A 17,435-nucleotide genomic window follows, 5' to 3' on the forward strand; every position below is an offset into this window, starting at 1 on the left:
GAGTCCTTATTCAAACTTACTTATAAAATATTCTGTAAATGCCTCATTAAAAATCTCTAAGCCTAGTATTAAAAATATAAATATTAAAGCAAACTTTAACTGAAAAGTAATAATAAATGGAGAAAAAGCAGGCATAGATTTTGTACCATATCCATAATAAACATCTAAAATAAACCCTATAAAAAATAGTGGTAAAGCAAAAGTAAAAGCAAAAGCAAACATTCTATTTATCTCATCTATTGCTAATCTTATTCCATCAACAGTAAATATATCAAAAGTTCCAAGATGTATCATAGAAAAACTTTTTGCTAAAATAACCAAAGTCATCTCATACATTCCTGTTTGGAAAAATAAAATTATTGCTATCCAAAAAAGAAGCTTTGATATTAAACCTTCTTGAGAACCAGTTGCTGGATCGAACATCATAGCCATAGATAAAGCTGTCGAATACCCTATAAATTCACCTATTATTTTAACACTAGAAAATACAATATTTACTAGCATTGATGCAACTAAACCTAAAGTTATCTCTGATACTAAAGCTAGTATAAAATTACTCTCATTTATATAAGTTACACTACCAACAAAAGGAAATAGGAATATAGTAAGATAAAATGCAAAAGCAACTCTAATACTAACGCTTATTGCAGTATGACCAAAAATAGGCATAAATGCTATGAAAGAAAGAACTCTAGCAAGTAAAAGTAAAAATTGGAAAAGTACATCTTGATTTAAAAGTGAAAAAAAAGCTTCCATTACATATAGTCTGTAGTTTTCTCTTCTAAATCTCTATTTTCCTCTTTTAATTTTAGTATGGCTTGGGTATCTAAATCTTCTCTTGATTGTTGATTTTTACCATTTGAATTTGATGATGAATTTTGATGATTATTCTGAGATGAGCTAAAATCTAAGTTAAAATTAGAACTATCATTAAAAGTTTTAACTAAAGAATTTCTTAACATATTTTGATTATCCATCAATAACTCTAATGTTGCTAAACTAGAAATACTCATAGTAATATTTAATCCTGTGGTTTTATCTTGTTTCATTAAAACTGAAATTGAACCCAAATCAACTGGATTCAAAGTCATTCTAAATACAGTAACTGGTGGTTTATAGTTTTCATACATCTGTCTTGCAATATCTGACATCATAGAAGATAATTGCTGTTTTGCACCAATAATTCTTGATTCTATTGAGTTTACTAAAGTTGGCTGAATTTCAACGACTTTATCATCTTGTATAGTCAAAGTATTTTCAAGTAGTGCTTTTGATGCTTCGATAGAATTAGTTATAAGATTTCTTATATCCACACTTCTAACATCTTTTTCATTTAATATAGTATTTAAAATATTTTTTCTATCTTGTAGTTCTTTATCATTTATTTTTAATTTTTCTAAATCTTCTTTTACAATATCTTGCTCAACTTGAAGCCCACTAGCTTCCAAATCCAAAATATTTGCACTTTTTTGAATATCGTCTAATGAAGAAGCATTCTCTAAAATCTTTACTGCCTCATTTTTATTAAATAAAATCTGATTATTTAGTATATTTTTCTGGTCTGCTAAAAATATATTAGATGCTACATCTTTTGAAACTTTTACATCAATTGATTTATCAACATTTATATTTATATCTTTTAAATTACTCTCTTTTATCAATTGGTCCATCAAACTTAACTTTGGTTCAACATTTTTTTCATTAATTTGTATATTTTGAGATTCTTTTAAAATTTTTTCTATATTTTGTTCATTTACAATAGATTCATCTCTTAATTCTGTATTGATAACTTCTTTATTACTATTGGCTTGTATTAGCTGATCCATTAAACTCAATTTTGGTTCAATTATTTTTTGAGTATTGTTACTATCTTTTAAAAAATTTTCAGAATCTAAAATATCTAATGGAACATTAATCTCTTTCGTTTCGACTTCCAAAGATTCTATTTTAATACTATTTGTAGTTAAATTTGTTATTAAACTCTCTTTTTGAACTAACTCAATAATTTTATTATCTTGATTTTTAACTGATTTTTTATCTATAACTATTTCTTCTTTTAAGATATTTTTTGAATTATTTAGTTCATCAATTTTTTCATCTAAAGAGTTTAAAAAATTTGTATTATTTCCTTCTAAATCTGAAATATTTTTTAAATCTTTTGTATCTTCTAAAATATGTTCTGTTATGTCTAGTTTTTCTGCATTGTTACTTTTTACTTCCAAAATCAACCTATCTAATAATGAATTTTTATTACCTGTATTAGCAGTATTCGTCTCTTTTTTTATTTCCTGTTCAACTATTTTTTGTTCTTTTTTTGGTTCTAAAGATTTATTTTCACCATCTATATTATCATCAAATAAATAAGATTTTTGTTCTAAATTTTTTGTATCTAAATCTATATTCTCTATTTTATTTGTATCCATAACCATATTTTGTTCTATTTGAATAATTGATGTATTTTCAATATTTTGACCATTATTTTGTAAGGCTTGAGAATTTTGTGTTATAGGAGTTGAAGTTGTAATATTTTTTGTTTGAGAAACATCTTTATTTACTTCGATACTTTCAATGCTAGATTTCAATAAAGAATCAAATAAAGATGGTTTATCCTTTGGCAAATCTCCTGTAGTATTCAAAAGTATAGTATCAGAATTTGTACTATTTGTTTGAGTAAAAATATCTACTAAATTTGCCATTTTGAACCTAGTTTCCTGCTATAATGTCTAATGTTTTAGTATCTATCCCTCTGTGGGTATTAAATGCTGTAACATTAGCTTCATAAGATCTCATAGCTTCAATTAAATCAACCATTTCAACAACAGGATTAATATCTGGGTAAGCTACATAACCCTTCTCATTTGCATCAGGATGTGTTGGATCATATCTTAATACAGGTTTTGCATCAGTTTGTATTATTTTTTTTACACCAACTCCTCTTAAAGATAATTCTGATAAAGGAGAATTTGTTACCTCAATATCATTTGAATTTGTTCTCTTTTTTGAATTTGCCACTAAAACATCTTCAAAAACAACTTGTTGTTTTTTATATGGTCCACCCTCTGCTGTGTGAGTAGTTTTTGCATTTGCAATATTTGCACTTACGACATTTATTCTTGTTCTTTGAGCACTCATCCCTGAAGTTGCTACATTGTATCCATCAAAAAATCCCATAACAGCTCCTTACAACTAAATTTGCATTCTCATAATTTCTCTATAAGCATTTATAGCTTTATTTTTAACTTCTAGTCCAAGTTTTAAGCTAAGTTCAGCTTCTTCTATTCTTTGAACAGCTTCTTGTAGATTTGTAACTTTACCTGTTGCAATATCTGTCATTGCATTATAACCTTGTATTTGAGTCTCATTTACTTCATTCACAGCATTGTCAAGTAATTCTTTAAAAGATTTATTAGCATATTTACTGTCACTTAAATCTTCAGTTTGATTTACTACTTCACTGCTATCAATTGATTGTAAAGAATTTAAATAATTAATAGAACCTATAACATTCATAATATTTTACTCCTTATTCAGTAGCTTCTTTTTTTTCTGGATCTTGCACTTGAGCTATTTTGTCATTGTTATTTTCATTTATATCATTAATATCTTTTGTAACTAATTGATTAAGCAGAAGATCTATTTTATCTTCATTATATCTAAAATCAAAATCTTGTTTTTTCTGTTCTAAACTAAAATTATTTACTATAAAAGATAACATTAAATTACTCAAACCTTTTAGTGCAACAGTAACCAAAACTGCACCAAATAGCATTTGAAGAGGTGTAAATAACTCAGTATTAAAAATAAAGAATATTAAAGTTGCAAAAAAACCTATTGCTATATAAACTTTAAAAATTCCTGTATTGATTAGATTTTGAGAAAATCTTTCTACTACCACTTATAAAAACTCCAAATTTTAGATATTTTTCAATAAATTATCAACAACGTTATTCAATCTAACAGCAACCTCATCAAAAGGAAACTCATTTACAAATATTTTTCTTGTCCTAGCAATAGAAGATATTTTTTCACTACTAGGAACACTTCCTATATATTTTATCATAAAATCATCTTTAAGTCTATTTTTTTTACCTAAATTTATTAAAGAGTTTGAAATTGCTATTCCAATATTATCACTTTTTGTATGATTAAAACATAGCATTAAACCATTTTTTTCTATTGATAACATCTTTATTAAAGAGTAAACATCAGTTAAAGCACTTGGATCTGTTGAAGTTATTGCTAAAATATTTGTTGAAACTTTCAAAAATTCTTTAACATAATCATTTAAACCCGCTCCTGTATCAACAATCAAAATATCATAAATATTTAAAGCCAAAATATCTAAAACTAGTCTTGAAAATATAAAACTATTACTATTTGAACTATATTGATATCCACTTTTCCCAGCAATCAATGAAATATTTCTATATCTTGTATCTACAATAATTTCTTTAAGATTTTTTTGACCATTAATATAATCAAATAATGTATATTGTGGTCTAATATCAAATAAAACTTGCATATTTGCTAAACCAATATCTGCATCAAGAACTAAAACTTTTAGGTTCTTTTGAGATAAAATATGTGCAATATTTGCTGTAAAAGTAGATTTTCCAACACCACCTTTTCCAGATGTTATTGTAAGAAGTTTTGTTTTTGAATTTGGTAATTGTTCATTTTTAGATGTAATATTAAATAGCTTTTTAGCTTGAGATAATTTTGCATCAAGCATTATAAAATCCTACTACACTCATTATTCATAAAACAATCAATTAAAAAAGTTGCATCAGCAGGTATTAAATCATCAGGAACATTTTGTCCAATAGAAAAATAGGTGATTGATTTTTTAGTTTTATGTGAAAAAGATATTATATTCCCAAAACTTCGGGTCTCATCTAATTTTGTAAAAATTAAATTGTCAATATCCAAAATAGAGTAATTTTTATAAACTTCCATTAAATCACTATGTTTAACATTTGAAGGAAGAACTAAAGTTTTTTCAATAGGTAATTCATCAACATGTTTTCTATATTCATTTATAAGTTCAATTTTATCAATATCATATTGGCTAGAACCAGCTGTATCAATAAAAATATAGTTACAATCTTTTAGTCTTAAAAGTGCTTCTGTTAAATCCTCAGGTTTTTTTACAATTTCTAAAGGCAATCTCATAATATTAGTATATGCTTGAAGTTGTTCTATTGCTCCAACTCTAAAAGAATCAAGGGTTATAACTCCAACTTTATAATTTTGTTCCATTTTGTAAGCAAATCGTGCTGCTAATTTTGAAATAGTTGTAGTTTTCCCAACTCCTGTTGGTCCTACCATCATAATAATTTTTCTTTGTTGATTTCTTAAAGGAACTTCATGTTTTATTGGTATTACTCTTCTTAAAACAAGTTTAAAAAAATCATTAACTTTATTTTGATTTGTTTTGAGAGAAACTGGTAACTCTTTAATTGTTTTTTTCATGATAGTATAAGTCATCTCAGCATCAAACTCATTTTTCTCAAATATATTATAAATAGTAACAAATTCAATAGGTATAGTTAAATCAAAAAGTTGACTTTTGGGATTCCAAATAGATTTTTGAACTTGCTCTAAAAGAGTCTGCATTCTTAAAATCTCTTCTTTAAAATCATACACTTGAGCTTTTATAGGTTCAGCCTCAATAGATGCTTTTGCTATTGCTGTTTTTGTAAATTCCATATTTTTTTGTAGTTCTTCATCTTCAACTGCAACTACTATCTCATACATATCTTTATTGTAACCATTTACATTTACAACTTTTTTTGTAGATATTACAATAGCATCTTCTCCACACTCTATTTGGGCTTTTCTTAAAGCTTCTGTTGGAGTTTCTCCAATAAAAGAGAGTCTATTCATTTTGATCTTCCATCTTTATATATTTGCTCAATTGTTCCATCAAGATTTCTAAATCTAATAAACTCACTATTTTCATAGATTATTTTCCCTTTTTTTACTATCTTAAGACCACCAAAATTAAATATAACTTCATTATTCTCCACAAGTTTTACATCTTTTTGACAAACTATCACATTTTTGTTTATGTGGTGAGTTGTTATAAATTCATTGCTTTCTATCTCTTCTAAAGATATAGGCTGACAAAGTCTACTAACACTTTCAACTTGTTTAAGTATTAATTTAGTTTTATCAACTTTTTCTTCAAATTTCAAAGGTACAGTAGTTACCAAAACAGGTATTGCAAAAAGGTAAGTATTTAATAACAAAAATAGAAAACTAAGCCTTAATGTCAAAAAACTGCCCTCCACCATAAGAACTTATATCTTCAAGTAACTCTTTATACATCTCTTTTATTGGAAGAACTATGTTTGCTAATTTTTTATTTAATTCATATAAATCTTTTAAATTCTCTTCAAGAGCATCAACTTTTTCTCGATATATATTCACATCAACATTTTGTTGAATCAATTTCGACAATTCACTATTTAAATCACTTTTTTTCTGCATTATATTGTTTATTATAGAGTGTTTTCTTTCATTTCTCTGCAAAAGTTCTTCATGTCTTGAAGATTTTATATCTTCTATATCCAAGTTTATTGCATTTTTTAGCTCATCTATAAAAGTTTGCATATCATCTACAATTTTATCAACCATAATTCTTCCTACTATTTGTTATTGTTTTCAGATAAAAATTTGTATAACATATCACTAATTCCAAAAGTTCCACTAGAACTATCTGCAATAGATTGTAGATACATACCTTTTATGATATCACTTCCTGTTCCTTCTCCAGCAATACTAGTAGTTTTTAAAGATGTTTCCAAAATTTGTTGCAGAAAAAATGCTTCAAAATTATTACTAACTTCCCTTAACTTTTCATCTTCCATTTTAGATACACTATCATTAGTTACATTATCAAACTTATTTGTTTGTAAAATATCTTTATTGTATAAATTACTACTGTTAATTTCCATTTTTACAATCCTATTTTATCAATTTTCAAATCTTCATTTACTATTCTTTTGATTTTTAAACCAAATTTACCTTCAACTATAACAGCTTCACCTTCACCTATTTTTACACCATTGATAAGTAATTCTAAAGGTTCATTAACCATTTGTTCGAGTTCAATAATTTCTCCAACATCCCATCTTAAAATATCTTTTAATAAAACAATTTTTGTTCCTAGTCTTACACTTAACTTTAATCTAACATTATACAAAAGCTCTAAATTTTTAGATGGAGTTGAAATACTAACACCACTATTAGATACTACAGGCGTTTGAGGAGAAGGTGGTGGTGCTGTAACAACTTGAGGTTTTATATCTTCTTCAACTCCAGTTATACTAGAAAAAAATGGTAAAAACAACTTATCAAAATATATTACTAAAGGTGCTTCATCTTCATCTAAAAGTGATTTAAAAATAAAACTCTCTTTTTTGTTATCAAGCACATTCTTATCAACTTTTTTTGAACTCTTAATTTCTGATTTCATACCAACTACATCAGGAAAACCTTGAGCATTTGCTGCAGTACAAAAACTACCACATATATTTGAAACAATCTCATTTACAGCATCTATTGTTTCATCATCAATATTCTCTTTTACTAAATCACCCATTCCACCAAGTATCAAATACTCAAATTTTATAGAACTTTTATTTGGTATATAAAATGTAATTCCAGTCGAAATACCTTTTAATTCAAACTTTGCGTCACACTCAATAAAAGATGAATCTATATCATCTTCATATTTTTTTGTTTCAGCTATTTTAGCTTTTTTACCTAATAATTGTTCTAAAGTATTTGCCAATTCATTCTTAAATATAGTTGATAAATCAGATGCCAATTACGTACCTTTTAATTAAATTTTATTGTTTCTTTCAAACTCTTCTAGTAAATATGCTTTTACCTTCATCATATCTTCTGTTGGATACTTATATTCAGCTTCTCCTCTAGTCACTTTTACGAAAAAATCTCTTGATTTTTTGTTATATCCAAACTGAACATTATCTAAAATAACCTCATTTAGTTCAGTCATAGGATCTTTTGAAGCATTCTTTTTATACTCTTCTTCTTGAATAGTTTTCATTTTCTCTTCAACTGTACTTACTTGCTTTGCTTTTATATCATAGTTTTCTTTCGAATTATCTATTTGAGCAACTCTACCTATTTCCATAATAGACTCCTTTGTAAGAATTTAAACTATTATAACAAAAAAATTTAAATACTACTATAAAAAAAGCATTAGTTCATCAAACCTAATAATTCTAAAATCAATATATGGATTATTGTACCTATTTTCTAAAAACTGTTTAGCACTACTTATATTCATATTTTGAATCAACTGTATTGCAGTCAAAAAATCAGTATCTGTATCTTTATAAAAAGCTTTAATAAGTGATATTTGAATCGATGCATCTTCTGGACGCTTACTTTCTAAAAATGAAGCAACAGTAAGATACATAGTAAATCTATTTTCATATGAAAATTCTTCTTTTAATCTTTTTAATGTTTCTATTGATATTTGAGATTTTCCTAAATATAAATCACTATAGGCTGTTGTTAAAAGATATAAAGGATTATTATTTCCATCTATTTTAAAATCTGCTCTTGTAAAAATCCCTAAAGCTTTTAAAATATCTATATAATATTTTGAAGTAATCAATGAACTATCTATAAAATTATTATTATATTTTAAAGGTATATTATCTTGTAATCTTGCAAAATAAGTATAATCATCTTCCTCTTTTTGTTGTTGAACAAGTCTTAAAAGATATATAAAACTATCCTTTTCATACTCTTCAAGTAGTGGATGATTTGCTAAAGGTTTATTATCATACATACTTTTTAAAAAATCTATAGCTTTATAAAAAACTGTTCCTTGATATAAAGTTGAAGATTCTATAACATTGTAACTACTATTTATAAATAATTTATATATCTCTTTTGCAAAATAACTATATAAACCGCCTCCATCTCTTATTGATTTATCAATAGAAGCTTTTTGTTTTTCATCTATATTTATATTTAAAGAATTCGCCGTTATAAAAAGCATAATAGCATAAAGTCTATTTCCAGGACTTAGCTTGTATGCTTTTTCAAAGTTTATGTGGGCATTTGAATAATCATTTATTTGAGCATAAGCTAAAGCCAAGTTATAATATATATATGCTTTTGAATCACTATTTGTAAGTTTTTTTAATTCATTTACTCTTAAAATAGGGTCTTGTTTTACTAAATTAACAAATTTTGTATTATAATCAACCATACTCTCAAGATTTTCTACACTACTATCTTGTCCATATATAAAACCTTTTACAGAATCATATATTATCTCCTTTGAATCAGAAAAGACAAATGGTGCAAAATAGTAAATAAAATCTAGTTTTCTATTTTCATCAAACTTCAAAACAGATTTTAAATAATCTTTAGTAGAATATAAATCTTTATTAAAAAATATCTCAAATGGCATTTGAGTATTTACCTTGAAACCTTTTCTTTCATTAATCAAATCCAAGATCTCTTGTGTATCTTCGAACCTATTTTGTTTTAAACTAGCATAAGTAGATATCCACAAGATTTTATCTAACAAATCTCTATCTTTTTCTTCTTCTCTTAATTTTTTTAAAATTACAGAAGCTCTTGCAAAATTATTTAGTTTTATATATATCATAGCTTTTTTCAAATCAAGAGAATAACTCATAGCATTTAAAGCTGCAAGTGCATTTTCATAATCTTTTATATATAAATACCTATTTGCTAACTCTTTTAATATTGCATCTTTTATACCAGTTATTAATTCACTATATTCACTTAATTTATTACTATTTTGGAAAATTGTTACTAAATCTAACATATATTTATCATCTTTTGTTATATCAAACAAATAATAACAAGATGATATAAAAGAGTATGGTTGATTTATAAGATTTGTTTTTTTTGAATAAATTTTATTAAAAGTAGAAATAGCTTCATCTATTTTATTTTGTTTATAATAAATTATTCCTATATTAAGTAAAGATGGTACTTCAAAAAATTGTGAAGTTTTTTGAAATAGTTTTAGAGCATCTTCATATTCATTTTTCTTAAAAAGCAAAACAGCTTTGTTAAAATCAACTTGAATTTCCAAATTTTCATTTGAATTTTCAAGTTTTTGTAATTCAAAAATTACTTGTGGTTGAGACTCTATTATATTGTTTGCATATAAAATAACATTTGTAAGAAAAAAAATTATCGCTATTTTATATACAAACTTTTTCAAAATATTCCTAAATAATTGCATTAACTTGAGCAAACAATTCTTCATTTCGTTTTTGTAAGTCATTTATTTTATTTTTTAAAGTAATATTTTCCAATCTTAAAGCTTGTAAGTCATCTCTTGCAACTTGAAGATTTTCTTGATTATTTTTTAAACTATTAGTACCTATTTTTACTTGTTTTTCATATCTTTGAATGAGTGCTTCAAGTTTTAAAACCTCTTCATCTATAATCTCTTTTTCTTCTTTTATCTTCTTATACATAACTTTATAAGCATTTGTACTTGATATAAAGTATAGTAATAAAATAGCCAATACTGTTGATATTATAAAATCCAAAATTTTTCCTATGTTGAAATAGAGTAAGAAAGAATCTCACTCTACTTAGAATATTATCTTTTTAAGTTGATAAGAGTACTTAATAACTCATCTGAAGTTGTAATAGACTTTGCATTTGCTTCAAAAGCTCTTTGAAATACCATTAAGTTTACTAAGCTTTCACTTAAATCTGCTTTACTTAACTCTAAAGCTTGCCCTTTTACTCCATCAGTATTATTGTTATTTATACTATATATTGCACTTCCAGATTCTTGAGTTTTTTGGAAGTTATTTCCCCCAACTGCTTCAAGTCCTCTGTTATTTGTAAATCTTGCAATTGATAATTGACCTACAGCATACTCAACTCCACCCTCTTTTATCGTGATAAGTCCTGTACTATCTACACTAAATTCACCAAATTTATTATCAGAGATATTTAGAGCATCTAATCTTAATTGAAGACTACTTTGATTTGCTGATTGATCAACTCTTGTAACTATTTCCATAAATTCAGCACCTGCACCTTTTCTACCAGAATAATCTTGATTCACTTCAATTAAAGTTGGAGTTGTTACAGGTGGAACAGATGCACTATCAGTATATGTAAGTTTCGCATCAAACTCTACATCGAAATTGTTATCATTTGTTTCCAAAACTAAATTTCCATTAACAATTTTTGCAACTAAATAATCTCCTATTTGTGCTCCAGAAGCTGTTCTTGAATTATTTATCGCATCTACAATATCGTTTAAATCATTTCCTGTTAATGTAGATGGTGGAACGGCATTACTTGGTATTGTAATAGCTTGAGGTGGCGTTCCTCCATCATTTGGCACAGGGATAATCATATCTAAATCTTTATCATATATAGTCATACTAAATTCATATTGTCTAGTAGCACTTCCTAATGCTCCATATAAATCTTGTGTTGTATAAACACTTTGTTGTTTACCTGATACTAATCTTGCCAAAGCATCTTGAGCTGAATCAATAGCTGCTTTTCCAGAACCTTGAACAGCTTCTGCTGTTGTTTGAAAGCTACCTTTTATAGTTGATCCAGTATTTCCAGTTGATGTTTCAGAAACTTCTGTTATTTTAAACTCTTGTCCTGGAACTAAACTTTTTATTTGGATAACTCCCCTTAACATATCAGCAAGACTTGTACTTTCATCATACAATCCATCAGCATTCAATATATCACTTTGTGGGTCTAATCTATCTTTAGCCATATAAGCCACCATTCCACCTCTTGAAGAATTAGATATCTCATCAGCCATAGCTTTATATGTGTTTATTCTACCTGCTAGTCTATCGTATTTTGCAATCTCAGCATCTTTTGCAGCTCTTTCTGCTTCTGTTGCTGTTGGCATAAGTTCAATATTTGCAGGATCCACCAAATCATATAGAGTTCTTTCATCTGTTGGCATCAAAGGATCTGTTCCATCTGGTAATCCATCCCAAAGTTCAGCTCTCCAATCAGGAGTTGTTTTTGTTACCTGATAGTTTATGTTATAATTAGTTCCATTTATAACTACTAAAAGTTTATCTCCTTCTTTACCTAAAACTGAATCTGGAGGAACTCCTGTTTTAAAGTTTATTTGAGAAACTTGAGTAGTAGAACCAGCAGAAGGTTGGTTTGGGTCATCTTTATATTTTTGCAACATCTCTTCATAGTGTTTTTGTGCTAATTCTATATCTTTTAGTTTAGAAGCTTTTGTTTTATATCCAGCCCCAGTAAAAATTGATTGAGCATCTGATTGTGCTGTTTCGTTGTAGTTTGTAGCTTTTGCCGCTATTGTTTCTATATAATCAGGGTGTCTAATTATACGACTTCCCATAGCTTGTGTAAAATCATCTGTAAACCTATTTACATTATGATTTGTACTTTTTACATCATTTTTAGTGTCAATTGAACTCATCGCCCAACCTTGTACTTCAAAACCATCAGGATTTTGTAAAGTACCACTCTCTCCCATTCTAAAATTTCCAGCTCTTGTATAAAAAGTTTCGGCTGTACCTAAAGTATTTTTATTTACAACAGTAAAAAATCCATCACCTTGAAGTGCTACATCGTAAGGAACCCCTGTTTGTTTAAAACTTCCTGTTACGAAAATTTTTTCTGCATCTTGTACAAATGATCCTTTACCAATACTGTTTTGGTAAACTTGATCTGCAAAAGAAACTCTTCCTGCTTTATATCCAACTGTATTAACATTTGCTATGTTATTTGACTCATTGTCTAAAGCTGTTTGATGTGAAGCTAATCCTGATATTCCAGTCCATAATGCACCTATCATATCGTATCCTTTTTATTAAGGTAAATGAACATAAATGTTCATACTTTTATACAAAATTTTGTACAAAAGTATGAGCAAAAGCTCATACTATTTTATCAATCCTATTGCTGTTTGTAAAAATTCATCTGAAGTTGTAATAGATTTTGAATTTGCTTCAAATGCTTTTTGATAAACCATAATTTGTGTAAGTGTTGTACCATAATCAACATTTGCTCTTTCGAGTGATTTTCCTTTTATTGTATTCATAGTATCAGCATTAAAAGGATTTCCAGACAAATCAGTTTGAGAATACAAATTTCCACCAGCAGGATTTAAACCTTGTTCATTTCTAAAAGAAGCTGTACTTAATCTTCCCACTAAAAATTTGTTATCTCCACTTTTTACGAAAATAAATCCATCATCTGATATTTCAACATCAGCTACATCTTTATCAGCAAGTCCTAAAACATCTAATCTTACATTTAAATCTGTCATACCAATAGTATTCAAATCAGCATAATCTAAAACATTAGTTATTTCTAAATATTTTGCATCTGCTTTTTCAACAGCTTGTTTTAAAGCTTCTTTGGCACTATCAATCATAGCCATTCCAGAGCCTTTAATAGCTTCTTGTATATTCGTAGAATTTATTTTTTCATTATTTAACTCTACTTCACTTATTTTAAACTCTTTTCCTTGAATTAAACTCTCTATTTCAAGTGTTCCACTTTTTGCACTAGAAGAATATCCAGCATATGCTGAAATTTTATCCGATAAATCTTGCATAGCTTTTACTAAGCTTTTTGCACTTGAATATGCATTTATAGAATTATCTCTTAAAGCTTGTCTATCAGCTTTTGCTTGTATTTCTTCTGGAGTTGTTATAGGCATATTATCTATATCATCTTGTGTCGGAATTGATGATGGATCTATCAAACCATATTTTTCTCTTCCACTATCATCTAAAAAGTTATATAGTTTTTCCATCTCATCTTGATTGATATTTCCATCATGATCAAACTCTACACTAAAAGTTTTATTTCCCACTGTAATAGATAATTTATTATCTTCAGATGTAAGTGATGATATTTTTGAAGAAAAATCAACCTGAGATTTTTGAGCTTGAGAAGATATTTCAGGAACATTTGGAGTAAGTTGATACTCTTTTAACTTATTGATATAATCTTCTCTTAAAGCATCAACATCATTTATTTTAGATTGAGATGATTTATAGTTATCACCTTTTTGTGCAATATCATCATTTTTTGCAGAAGATGTATAATCAGTTGTTTTTGCATTGATATTAAATATTCTACCCAAACTGTTACTTATATTTGTAGAAACTATATTTCTTGCAAATTCATCAGTAAACATAGTATCAGTAGGATTCGTAGAACTTGTTAATCTACTTTGTGGAACTAATCCTTGCATTTTATAATCATCTTGATTTACTAAAAATCCATCTTTTGCTTGTACCAAATTTCCAGCTCTAGTATAAAAAATCTCATCGGGATTTTCTCTACTTCTTACTACCATAAATCCTTTACCTTCGAGTGCAACATCTATTCCTACACCAGTTCCAACAATTTGTCCTTGTTGAAACTGTTTTGAAACACTTTGGCTTCCTACACCATGTCCCATTCCACCATTTGTATATAATAAATCAGCAAAAGTTATTTGGTCTTTCTTATGTCCAACTGTACTAGAATTTGCCAGATTATTTGACTCAACAGCTATTCCTCTATCTTGTTGGTAGATACCAGACATTCCTTTCCACATTGCACCTATCATAATAAATCCTTATTATGCAATTTTTGTAATCGAAGAAAATGGGAATTTAATATCTTCATCAGCATATTGTGGATATGTAGTTCCTGTAAATAAGTAACTATGATCTTTTATCTCTTTTCCATCTTCATCTTTTATTATCATTTTTCCATCTTGAACTTTTGGTTTTCCAATACTTTCTAAAACTACTGTTTTACCAGTTTTCTCACCTTTATCATCAAGAATATTTCCATTTGAATCATAGGCAACAGCTTTATATTTTGCATCATCACCTTCACCTTCTTTTATAGCTATTTCATAAATAGAATATTTGTATTCTCTTCCAACAACTATAACTTCTCCATCTTGCATCTCAATAGAAGTTACTGCAAATTGCTTAGATGTTCCATCATCATAAGTTGAACCATTTTCAACCTTATGTCCAATAACTCCTGTTGCTGTTGATAAAGAAGATTGGTTAAAAGCCGTTTGTATAGATTGTAAAGCTTTTATCATTTCTTGATTTGCATTCAATGTACTCATTTGCATTTGAGTAGAAAGCATTTTTGCTGAATCCATAGGCTTTGTTGGATCTTGCAACTTAAGTTCTTCAATCATAAGCTTTAAGAAATCATTTGTTGTTAACTGATCATTACTTACACTTTGAGTGTACTGATTACCATAAGTATCTGTGCTACTACTTACTGTTAAACTATCTGCCATTTTAAACTCCTTATATCATATTTTCATCAAAGAAATACCTAACAACATTATCAGAGTCCATAGCATCTTGTACTCTAACTGCTAGTTTTTCATCAATTACGATTATATCTCCAGTTCCTATAATCCTAGAATTTACATAAATTTCACCACCAGAACCTGCTGGTTTATGCAAAGAGATTATATCCCCTTCTGTTAATTTCAAAAATTCACCAACAGATATACTTGTACTACCAAGCATAACATCAACTACAATTTCTGTATCAACTAATAAATCATAAACTCTTTCACTAATTTCCATATTTAATACTTTTTAATATTATTTAGTATATTGTAACATAAAATCTATATTATATTACTAAATCTAAAGATTCAAGCATTGAAGATACTTTTGTTTCAATACTTCCATCATAATTTCCTAAATCACTAGCAATTACAACTCCACCAGCCACAACATTTGCATCTTCAAAAAGTTCAATAAATGGTTCTAATTCTAAATCTTTTTTTAAAATATGATAATCTTTTGGATTAAGATGAATTTTAACTTTTGAAGCATTTTTAAGCTTTAACAATAGTTGCTGTATGGTTTGTTTAGCTATTTTTGTAGAATTCTCACCAACTTCAATATTTATAATTTTTTGTGCAATAGAAATTGATGTTTTTAAAAGTTTACTCTCCAGTTGAAAAGTTGCTTGTTCAAAAAAAGTTGCATATTGCTTTAAATCTTTTATAGCCTTAACAACTTGTTCATCCAAATCTTTACCTTTTGTTATAGCATCTTGCTCTATCATTGTAACTTTTTGTGATACTTGTTCTATTTTTTGGGTAAGCTTTTCAAACTCTAAAAATATCGGCTCTATTTTTTCTAAAACTTGAGTATTATCTACAATATTAACAGGCTCATTTTTAACATCTTTTTCCTCTGAAAAATTTTGTATATTATCTTCAGTTTCATCGATTTTTAGCTCGACAAAATGCTGTGCTTCGTCTTTATGTAATTTTGAGTTACGTTTACTAAAACTAGATAATTCAAATTTTTGTATATCACCCTCGCCTTTTACAACTTTTGCACTTGAATATACATTTTCAGCCATTAATTATTCTCTCTTTCTATAACTCCATCATCCATTAACTTTTGTGCAATAGCAAGCATTCTTCTTTGAGCAGCTTCAATATCCTTAATCTTAACTTTTGTAAGCATTTCACTCTCTTCAAAAAATCTCTCTTTTACCCTTTGAGACATTGCACTTGTAACCTTTTCAATTTGCTCATCTGTTGCATTTTTCATAGCAACAGCAACATCTGCTGATTCAACACCCTGAATGATTTTCATAATATACTCAGTATCTAAATTTAATAAATCTTCAAATACAAACATATTATCTTTAATTCTTGCAGCTAATGCCGTATCTATACCATTTATATTTTTTAAAATATCGATAGCTTTTGGTCCCATTTTGTTCAGCATATCAGCAACAACTTTAACTCCACCAACATCAACAATAGAAGATAATAAAGACTCTAATTTTCTCTCTAAAACAGCTGAAATTGTTCTTACAACATCAGGAGAAACATCTTTTATAGTAGCTATTTGAATACTAACTTTTACTCTTATTTCTTCATCTAATTCCATTAAAACATCAGCTGATTTTGATGGATCCATATGTGCTAAAATAACAGCTATAGTATGAGGAGATTCATCTTTTATAAAATCACTTAATTGTTTTGGATTAACTCCATCTAAGTATGAGAAAGCTTGATTTGCCAATTTCATTCTTGAAAGTTTCTCTAAAACTTCATCAGCAGCTTCTTGCCCTATAGATTTATATAAAATTTCTTTAGCAAAATCATATCCCCCTGAACTAATAAATCCTTTAGTTCTTGTGTACAAGTGAAATTCTTCTAATATTGCTAAAGATACATCTTTATTTATCGATTGAATTTGAGTAATAGCCGTTGAAATTTGTTCAACATACTGTTTATCAAGATATTGAAATATTTTAACAGTAGAATCTTCACCTATTAATACAAAAAATCTTGCGACTTTTTCTATCATAGACATACCTTTTAATATATCAATATCGCTATAAGCATCTGTTGCCATCAATCA

Annotated in this window: 20 protein-coding genes; all 20 read right to left on the reverse strand. The window is 27.4% G+C overall.

Features of this window, described 5'->3' with window-relative positions:
* Positions 1–6: 6 nt before the first annotated feature.
* The 20 genes from ACNSOS_RS04725 to fliG all read right to left on the reverse strand — a co-directional run bounded on the left by ACNSOS_RS04725 (position 7) and on the right by fliG (position 17,429).
* Positions 7–756 carry a flagellar biosynthetic protein FliR gene (locus tag ACNSOS_RS04725; protein ID WP_418186133.1) on the reverse strand — a complete coding sequence of 250 codons (750 nt, stop codon included), beginning with the start codon at positions 754–756 and terminating at the stop codon, positions 7–9.
* Positions 756–2,696 carry a flagellar hook-length control protein FliK gene (locus tag ACNSOS_RS04730; protein ID WP_418186134.1) on the reverse strand — a complete coding sequence of 647 codons (1,941 nt, stop codon included), beginning with the start codon at positions 2,694–2,696 and terminating at the stop codon, positions 756–758. The genes ACNSOS_RS04725 and ACNSOS_RS04730 overlap by 1 nt, the downstream gene beginning before the upstream one ends.
* Before the next feature lie 7 nt (positions 2,697–2,703).
* A complete protein-coding gene (gene flgC / locus ACNSOS_RS04735) occupies positions 2,704–3,171 on the reverse strand; it encodes a flagellar basal body rod protein FlgC (protein WP_113892947.1) in 468 nt (155 codons plus the stop codon).
* 15 nt (positions 3,172–3,186) lie between these two features.
* On the reverse strand, positions 3,187–3,510 hold the full coding sequence (gene fliE, locus ACNSOS_RS04740; protein WP_113892945.1) for a flagellar hook-basal body complex protein FliE: 324 nt from the start codon (positions 3,508–3,510) through the stop codon (positions 3,187–3,189).
* A gap of 13 nt (positions 3,511–3,523) precedes the next feature.
* Positions 3,524–3,895, reverse strand: coding sequence for a hypothetical protein (locus tag ACNSOS_RS04745; protein WP_418186135.1), 372 nt, complete (start codon positions 3,893–3,895; stop codon positions 3,524–3,526).
* Positions 3,896–3,913: 18 nt separating this feature from the next.
* Entirely contained in the window at positions 3,914–4,732 is an 819-nt protein-coding gene (locus tag ACNSOS_RS04750; RefSeq protein WP_418186136.1) for a P-loop NTPase, read from the reverse strand.
* Positions 4,732–5,886, reverse strand: a complete 1,155-nt coding sequence (gene flhF / locus ACNSOS_RS04755; RefSeq protein ID WP_418186137.1) for a flagellar biosynthesis protein FlhF — start codon at positions 5,884–5,886, stop codon at positions 4,732–4,734. Before flhF ends, ACNSOS_RS04750 begins: the two co-directional genes overlap by 1 nt.
* Positions 5,883–6,278 (reverse strand): hypothetical protein, encoded by a 396-nt coding sequence (locus ACNSOS_RS04760; protein ID WP_113909578.1) that lies wholly within the window; start codon positions 6,276–6,278, stop codon positions 5,883–5,885. Before ACNSOS_RS04760 ends, flhF begins: the two co-directional genes overlap by 4 nt.
* Positions 6,262–6,639 (reverse strand): hypothetical protein, encoded by a 378-nt coding sequence (locus ACNSOS_RS04765; protein WP_418186138.1) that lies wholly within the window; start codon positions 6,637–6,639, stop codon positions 6,262–6,264. Before ACNSOS_RS04765 ends, ACNSOS_RS04760 begins: the two co-directional genes overlap by 17 nt.
* Before the next feature lie 11 nt (positions 6,640–6,650).
* The gene (locus tag ACNSOS_RS04770) at positions 6,651–6,959 is read right to left on the reverse strand and encodes a rod-binding protein (RefSeq protein ID WP_113909580.1); all 309 of its coding nucleotides are present in this window, start codon (positions 6,957–6,959) and stop codon (positions 6,651–6,653) included.
* A 2-nt stretch (positions 6,960–6,961) separates the two neighbouring features.
* Positions 6,962–7,834 (reverse strand): FliM/FliN family flagellar motor switch protein, encoded by an 873-nt coding sequence (locus ACNSOS_RS04775; RefSeq protein WP_418186139.1) that lies wholly within the window; start codon positions 7,832–7,834, stop codon positions 6,962–6,964.
* A 15-nt stretch (positions 7,835–7,849) separates the two neighbouring features.
* Positions 7,850–8,164, reverse strand: coding sequence for a flagellin (locus ACNSOS_RS04780; protein ID WP_113892929.1), 315 nt, complete (start codon positions 8,162–8,164; stop codon positions 7,850–7,852).
* 54 nt (positions 8,165–8,218) lie between these two features.
* Entirely contained in the window at positions 8,219–10,249 is a 2,031-nt protein-coding gene (locus ACNSOS_RS04785) for a tetratricopeptide repeat protein (protein WP_418186140.1), read from the reverse strand.
* A gap of 7 nt (positions 10,250–10,256) precedes the next feature.
* A complete protein-coding gene (locus ACNSOS_RS04790; protein ID WP_113892925.1) occupies positions 10,257–10,583 on the reverse strand; it encodes a hypothetical protein in 327 nt (108 codons plus the stop codon).
* Between the two features lie 53 nt (positions 10,584–10,636).
* On the reverse strand, positions 10,637–12,859 hold the full coding sequence (locus ACNSOS_RS04795) for a flagellar hook-basal body complex protein (RefSeq protein WP_418186141.1): 2,223 nt from the start codon (positions 12,857–12,859) through the stop codon (positions 10,637–10,639).
* Between the two features lie 87 nt (positions 12,860–12,946).
* Complete coding sequence (locus ACNSOS_RS04800) at positions 12,947–14,629, reverse strand: flagellar hook-basal body complex protein (RefSeq protein WP_418186142.1); 1,683 nt, start codon at positions 14,627–14,629, stop codon at positions 12,947–12,949.
* Positions 14,630–14,641: 12 nt separating this feature from the next.
* On the reverse strand, positions 14,642–15,328 hold the full coding sequence (locus ACNSOS_RS04805; RefSeq protein WP_113892919.1) for a flagellar hook assembly protein FlgD: 687 nt from the start codon (positions 15,326–15,328) through the stop codon (positions 14,642–14,644).
* 10 nt (positions 15,329–15,338) lie between these two features.
* On the reverse strand, positions 15,339–15,626 hold the full coding sequence (locus ACNSOS_RS04810; RefSeq protein WP_113892917.1) for a FliM/FliN family flagellar motor switch protein: 288 nt from the start codon (positions 15,624–15,626) through the stop codon (positions 15,339–15,341).
* Between the two features lie 49 nt (positions 15,627–15,675).
* The gene (locus ACNSOS_RS04815; protein ID WP_418186143.1) at positions 15,676–16,419 is read right to left on the reverse strand and encodes a FliH/SctL family protein; all 744 of its coding nucleotides are present in this window, start codon (positions 16,417–16,419) and stop codon (positions 15,676–15,678) included.
* Complete coding sequence (gene fliG / locus ACNSOS_RS04820) at positions 16,419–17,429, reverse strand: flagellar motor switch protein FliG (RefSeq protein WP_113892914.1); 1,011 nt, start codon at positions 17,427–17,429, stop codon at positions 16,419–16,421. Before fliG ends, ACNSOS_RS04815 begins: the two co-directional genes overlap by 1 nt.
* Positions 17,430–17,435: the final 6 nt, after the last annotated feature.

Origin of the sequence: Aliarcobacter vitoriensis, from assembly GCF_048320235.1 — a bacterium.
GTDB classification, from domain to species: domain Bacteria; phylum Campylobacterota; class Campylobacteria; order Campylobacterales; family Arcobacteraceae; genus Aliarcobacter; species Aliarcobacter vitoriensis.

Bases quoted from the DNA above. Each gene is read 5' to 3' on its own strand.
- ACNSOS_RS04725 (WP_418186133.1), bottom strand. From the start codon at position 756: ATGGAAGCTTTTTTTTCACTTTTAAATCAAGATGTACTTTTCCAATTT.
- ACNSOS_RS04730 (WP_418186134.1), bottom strand. From the start codon at position 2,696: ATGGCAAATTTAGTAGATATTTTTACTCAAACAAATAGTACAAATTCT.
- flgC (WP_113892947.1), bottom strand. From the start codon at position 3,171: ATGGGATTTTTTGATGGATACAATGTAGCAACTTCAGGGATGAGTGCT.
- fliE (WP_113892945.1), bottom strand. From the start codon at position 3,510: ATGAATGTTATAGGTTCTATTAATTATTTAAATTCTTTACAATCAATT.
- ACNSOS_RS04750 (WP_418186136.1), bottom strand. From the start codon at position 4,732: ATGCTTGATGCAAAATTATCTCAAGCTAAAAAGCTATTTAATATTACA.
- flhF (WP_418186137.1), bottom strand. From the start codon at position 5,886: ATGAATAGACTCTCTTTTATTGGAGAAACTCCAACAGAAGCTTTAAGA.
- ACNSOS_RS04765 (WP_418186138.1), bottom strand. From the start codon at position 6,639: ATGGTTGATAAAATTGTAGATGATATGCAAACTTTTATAGATGAGCTA.
- ACNSOS_RS04770 (WP_113909580.1), bottom strand. From the start codon at position 6,959: ATGGAAATTAACAGTAGTAATTTATACAATAAAGATATTTTACAAACA.
- ACNSOS_RS04780 (WP_113892929.1), bottom strand. From the start codon at position 8,164: ATGGAAATAGGTAGAGTTGCTCAAATAGATAATTCGAAAGAAAACTAT.
- ACNSOS_RS04795 (WP_418186141.1), bottom strand. From the start codon at position 12,859: ATGATAGGTGCATTATGGACTGGAATATCAGGATTAGCTTCACATCAA.
- ACNSOS_RS04800 (WP_418186142.1), bottom strand. From the start codon at position 14,629: ATGATAGGTGCAATGTGGAAAGGAATGTCTGGTATCTACCAACAAGAT.
- ACNSOS_RS04805 (WP_113892919.1), bottom strand. From the start codon at position 15,328: ATGGCAGATAGTTTAACAGTAAGTAGTAGCACAGATACTTATGGTAAT.
- ACNSOS_RS04810 (WP_113892917.1), bottom strand. From the start codon at position 15,626: ATGGAAATTAGTGAAAGAGTTTATGATTTATTAGTTGATACAGAAATT.
- ACNSOS_RS04815 (WP_418186143.1), bottom strand. From the start codon at position 16,419: ATGGCTGAAAATGTATATTCAAGTGCAAAAGTTGTAAAAGGCGAGGGT.
- fliG (WP_113892914.1), bottom strand. From the start codon at position 17,429: ATGGCAACAGATGCTTATAGCGATATTGATATATTAAAAGGTATGTCT.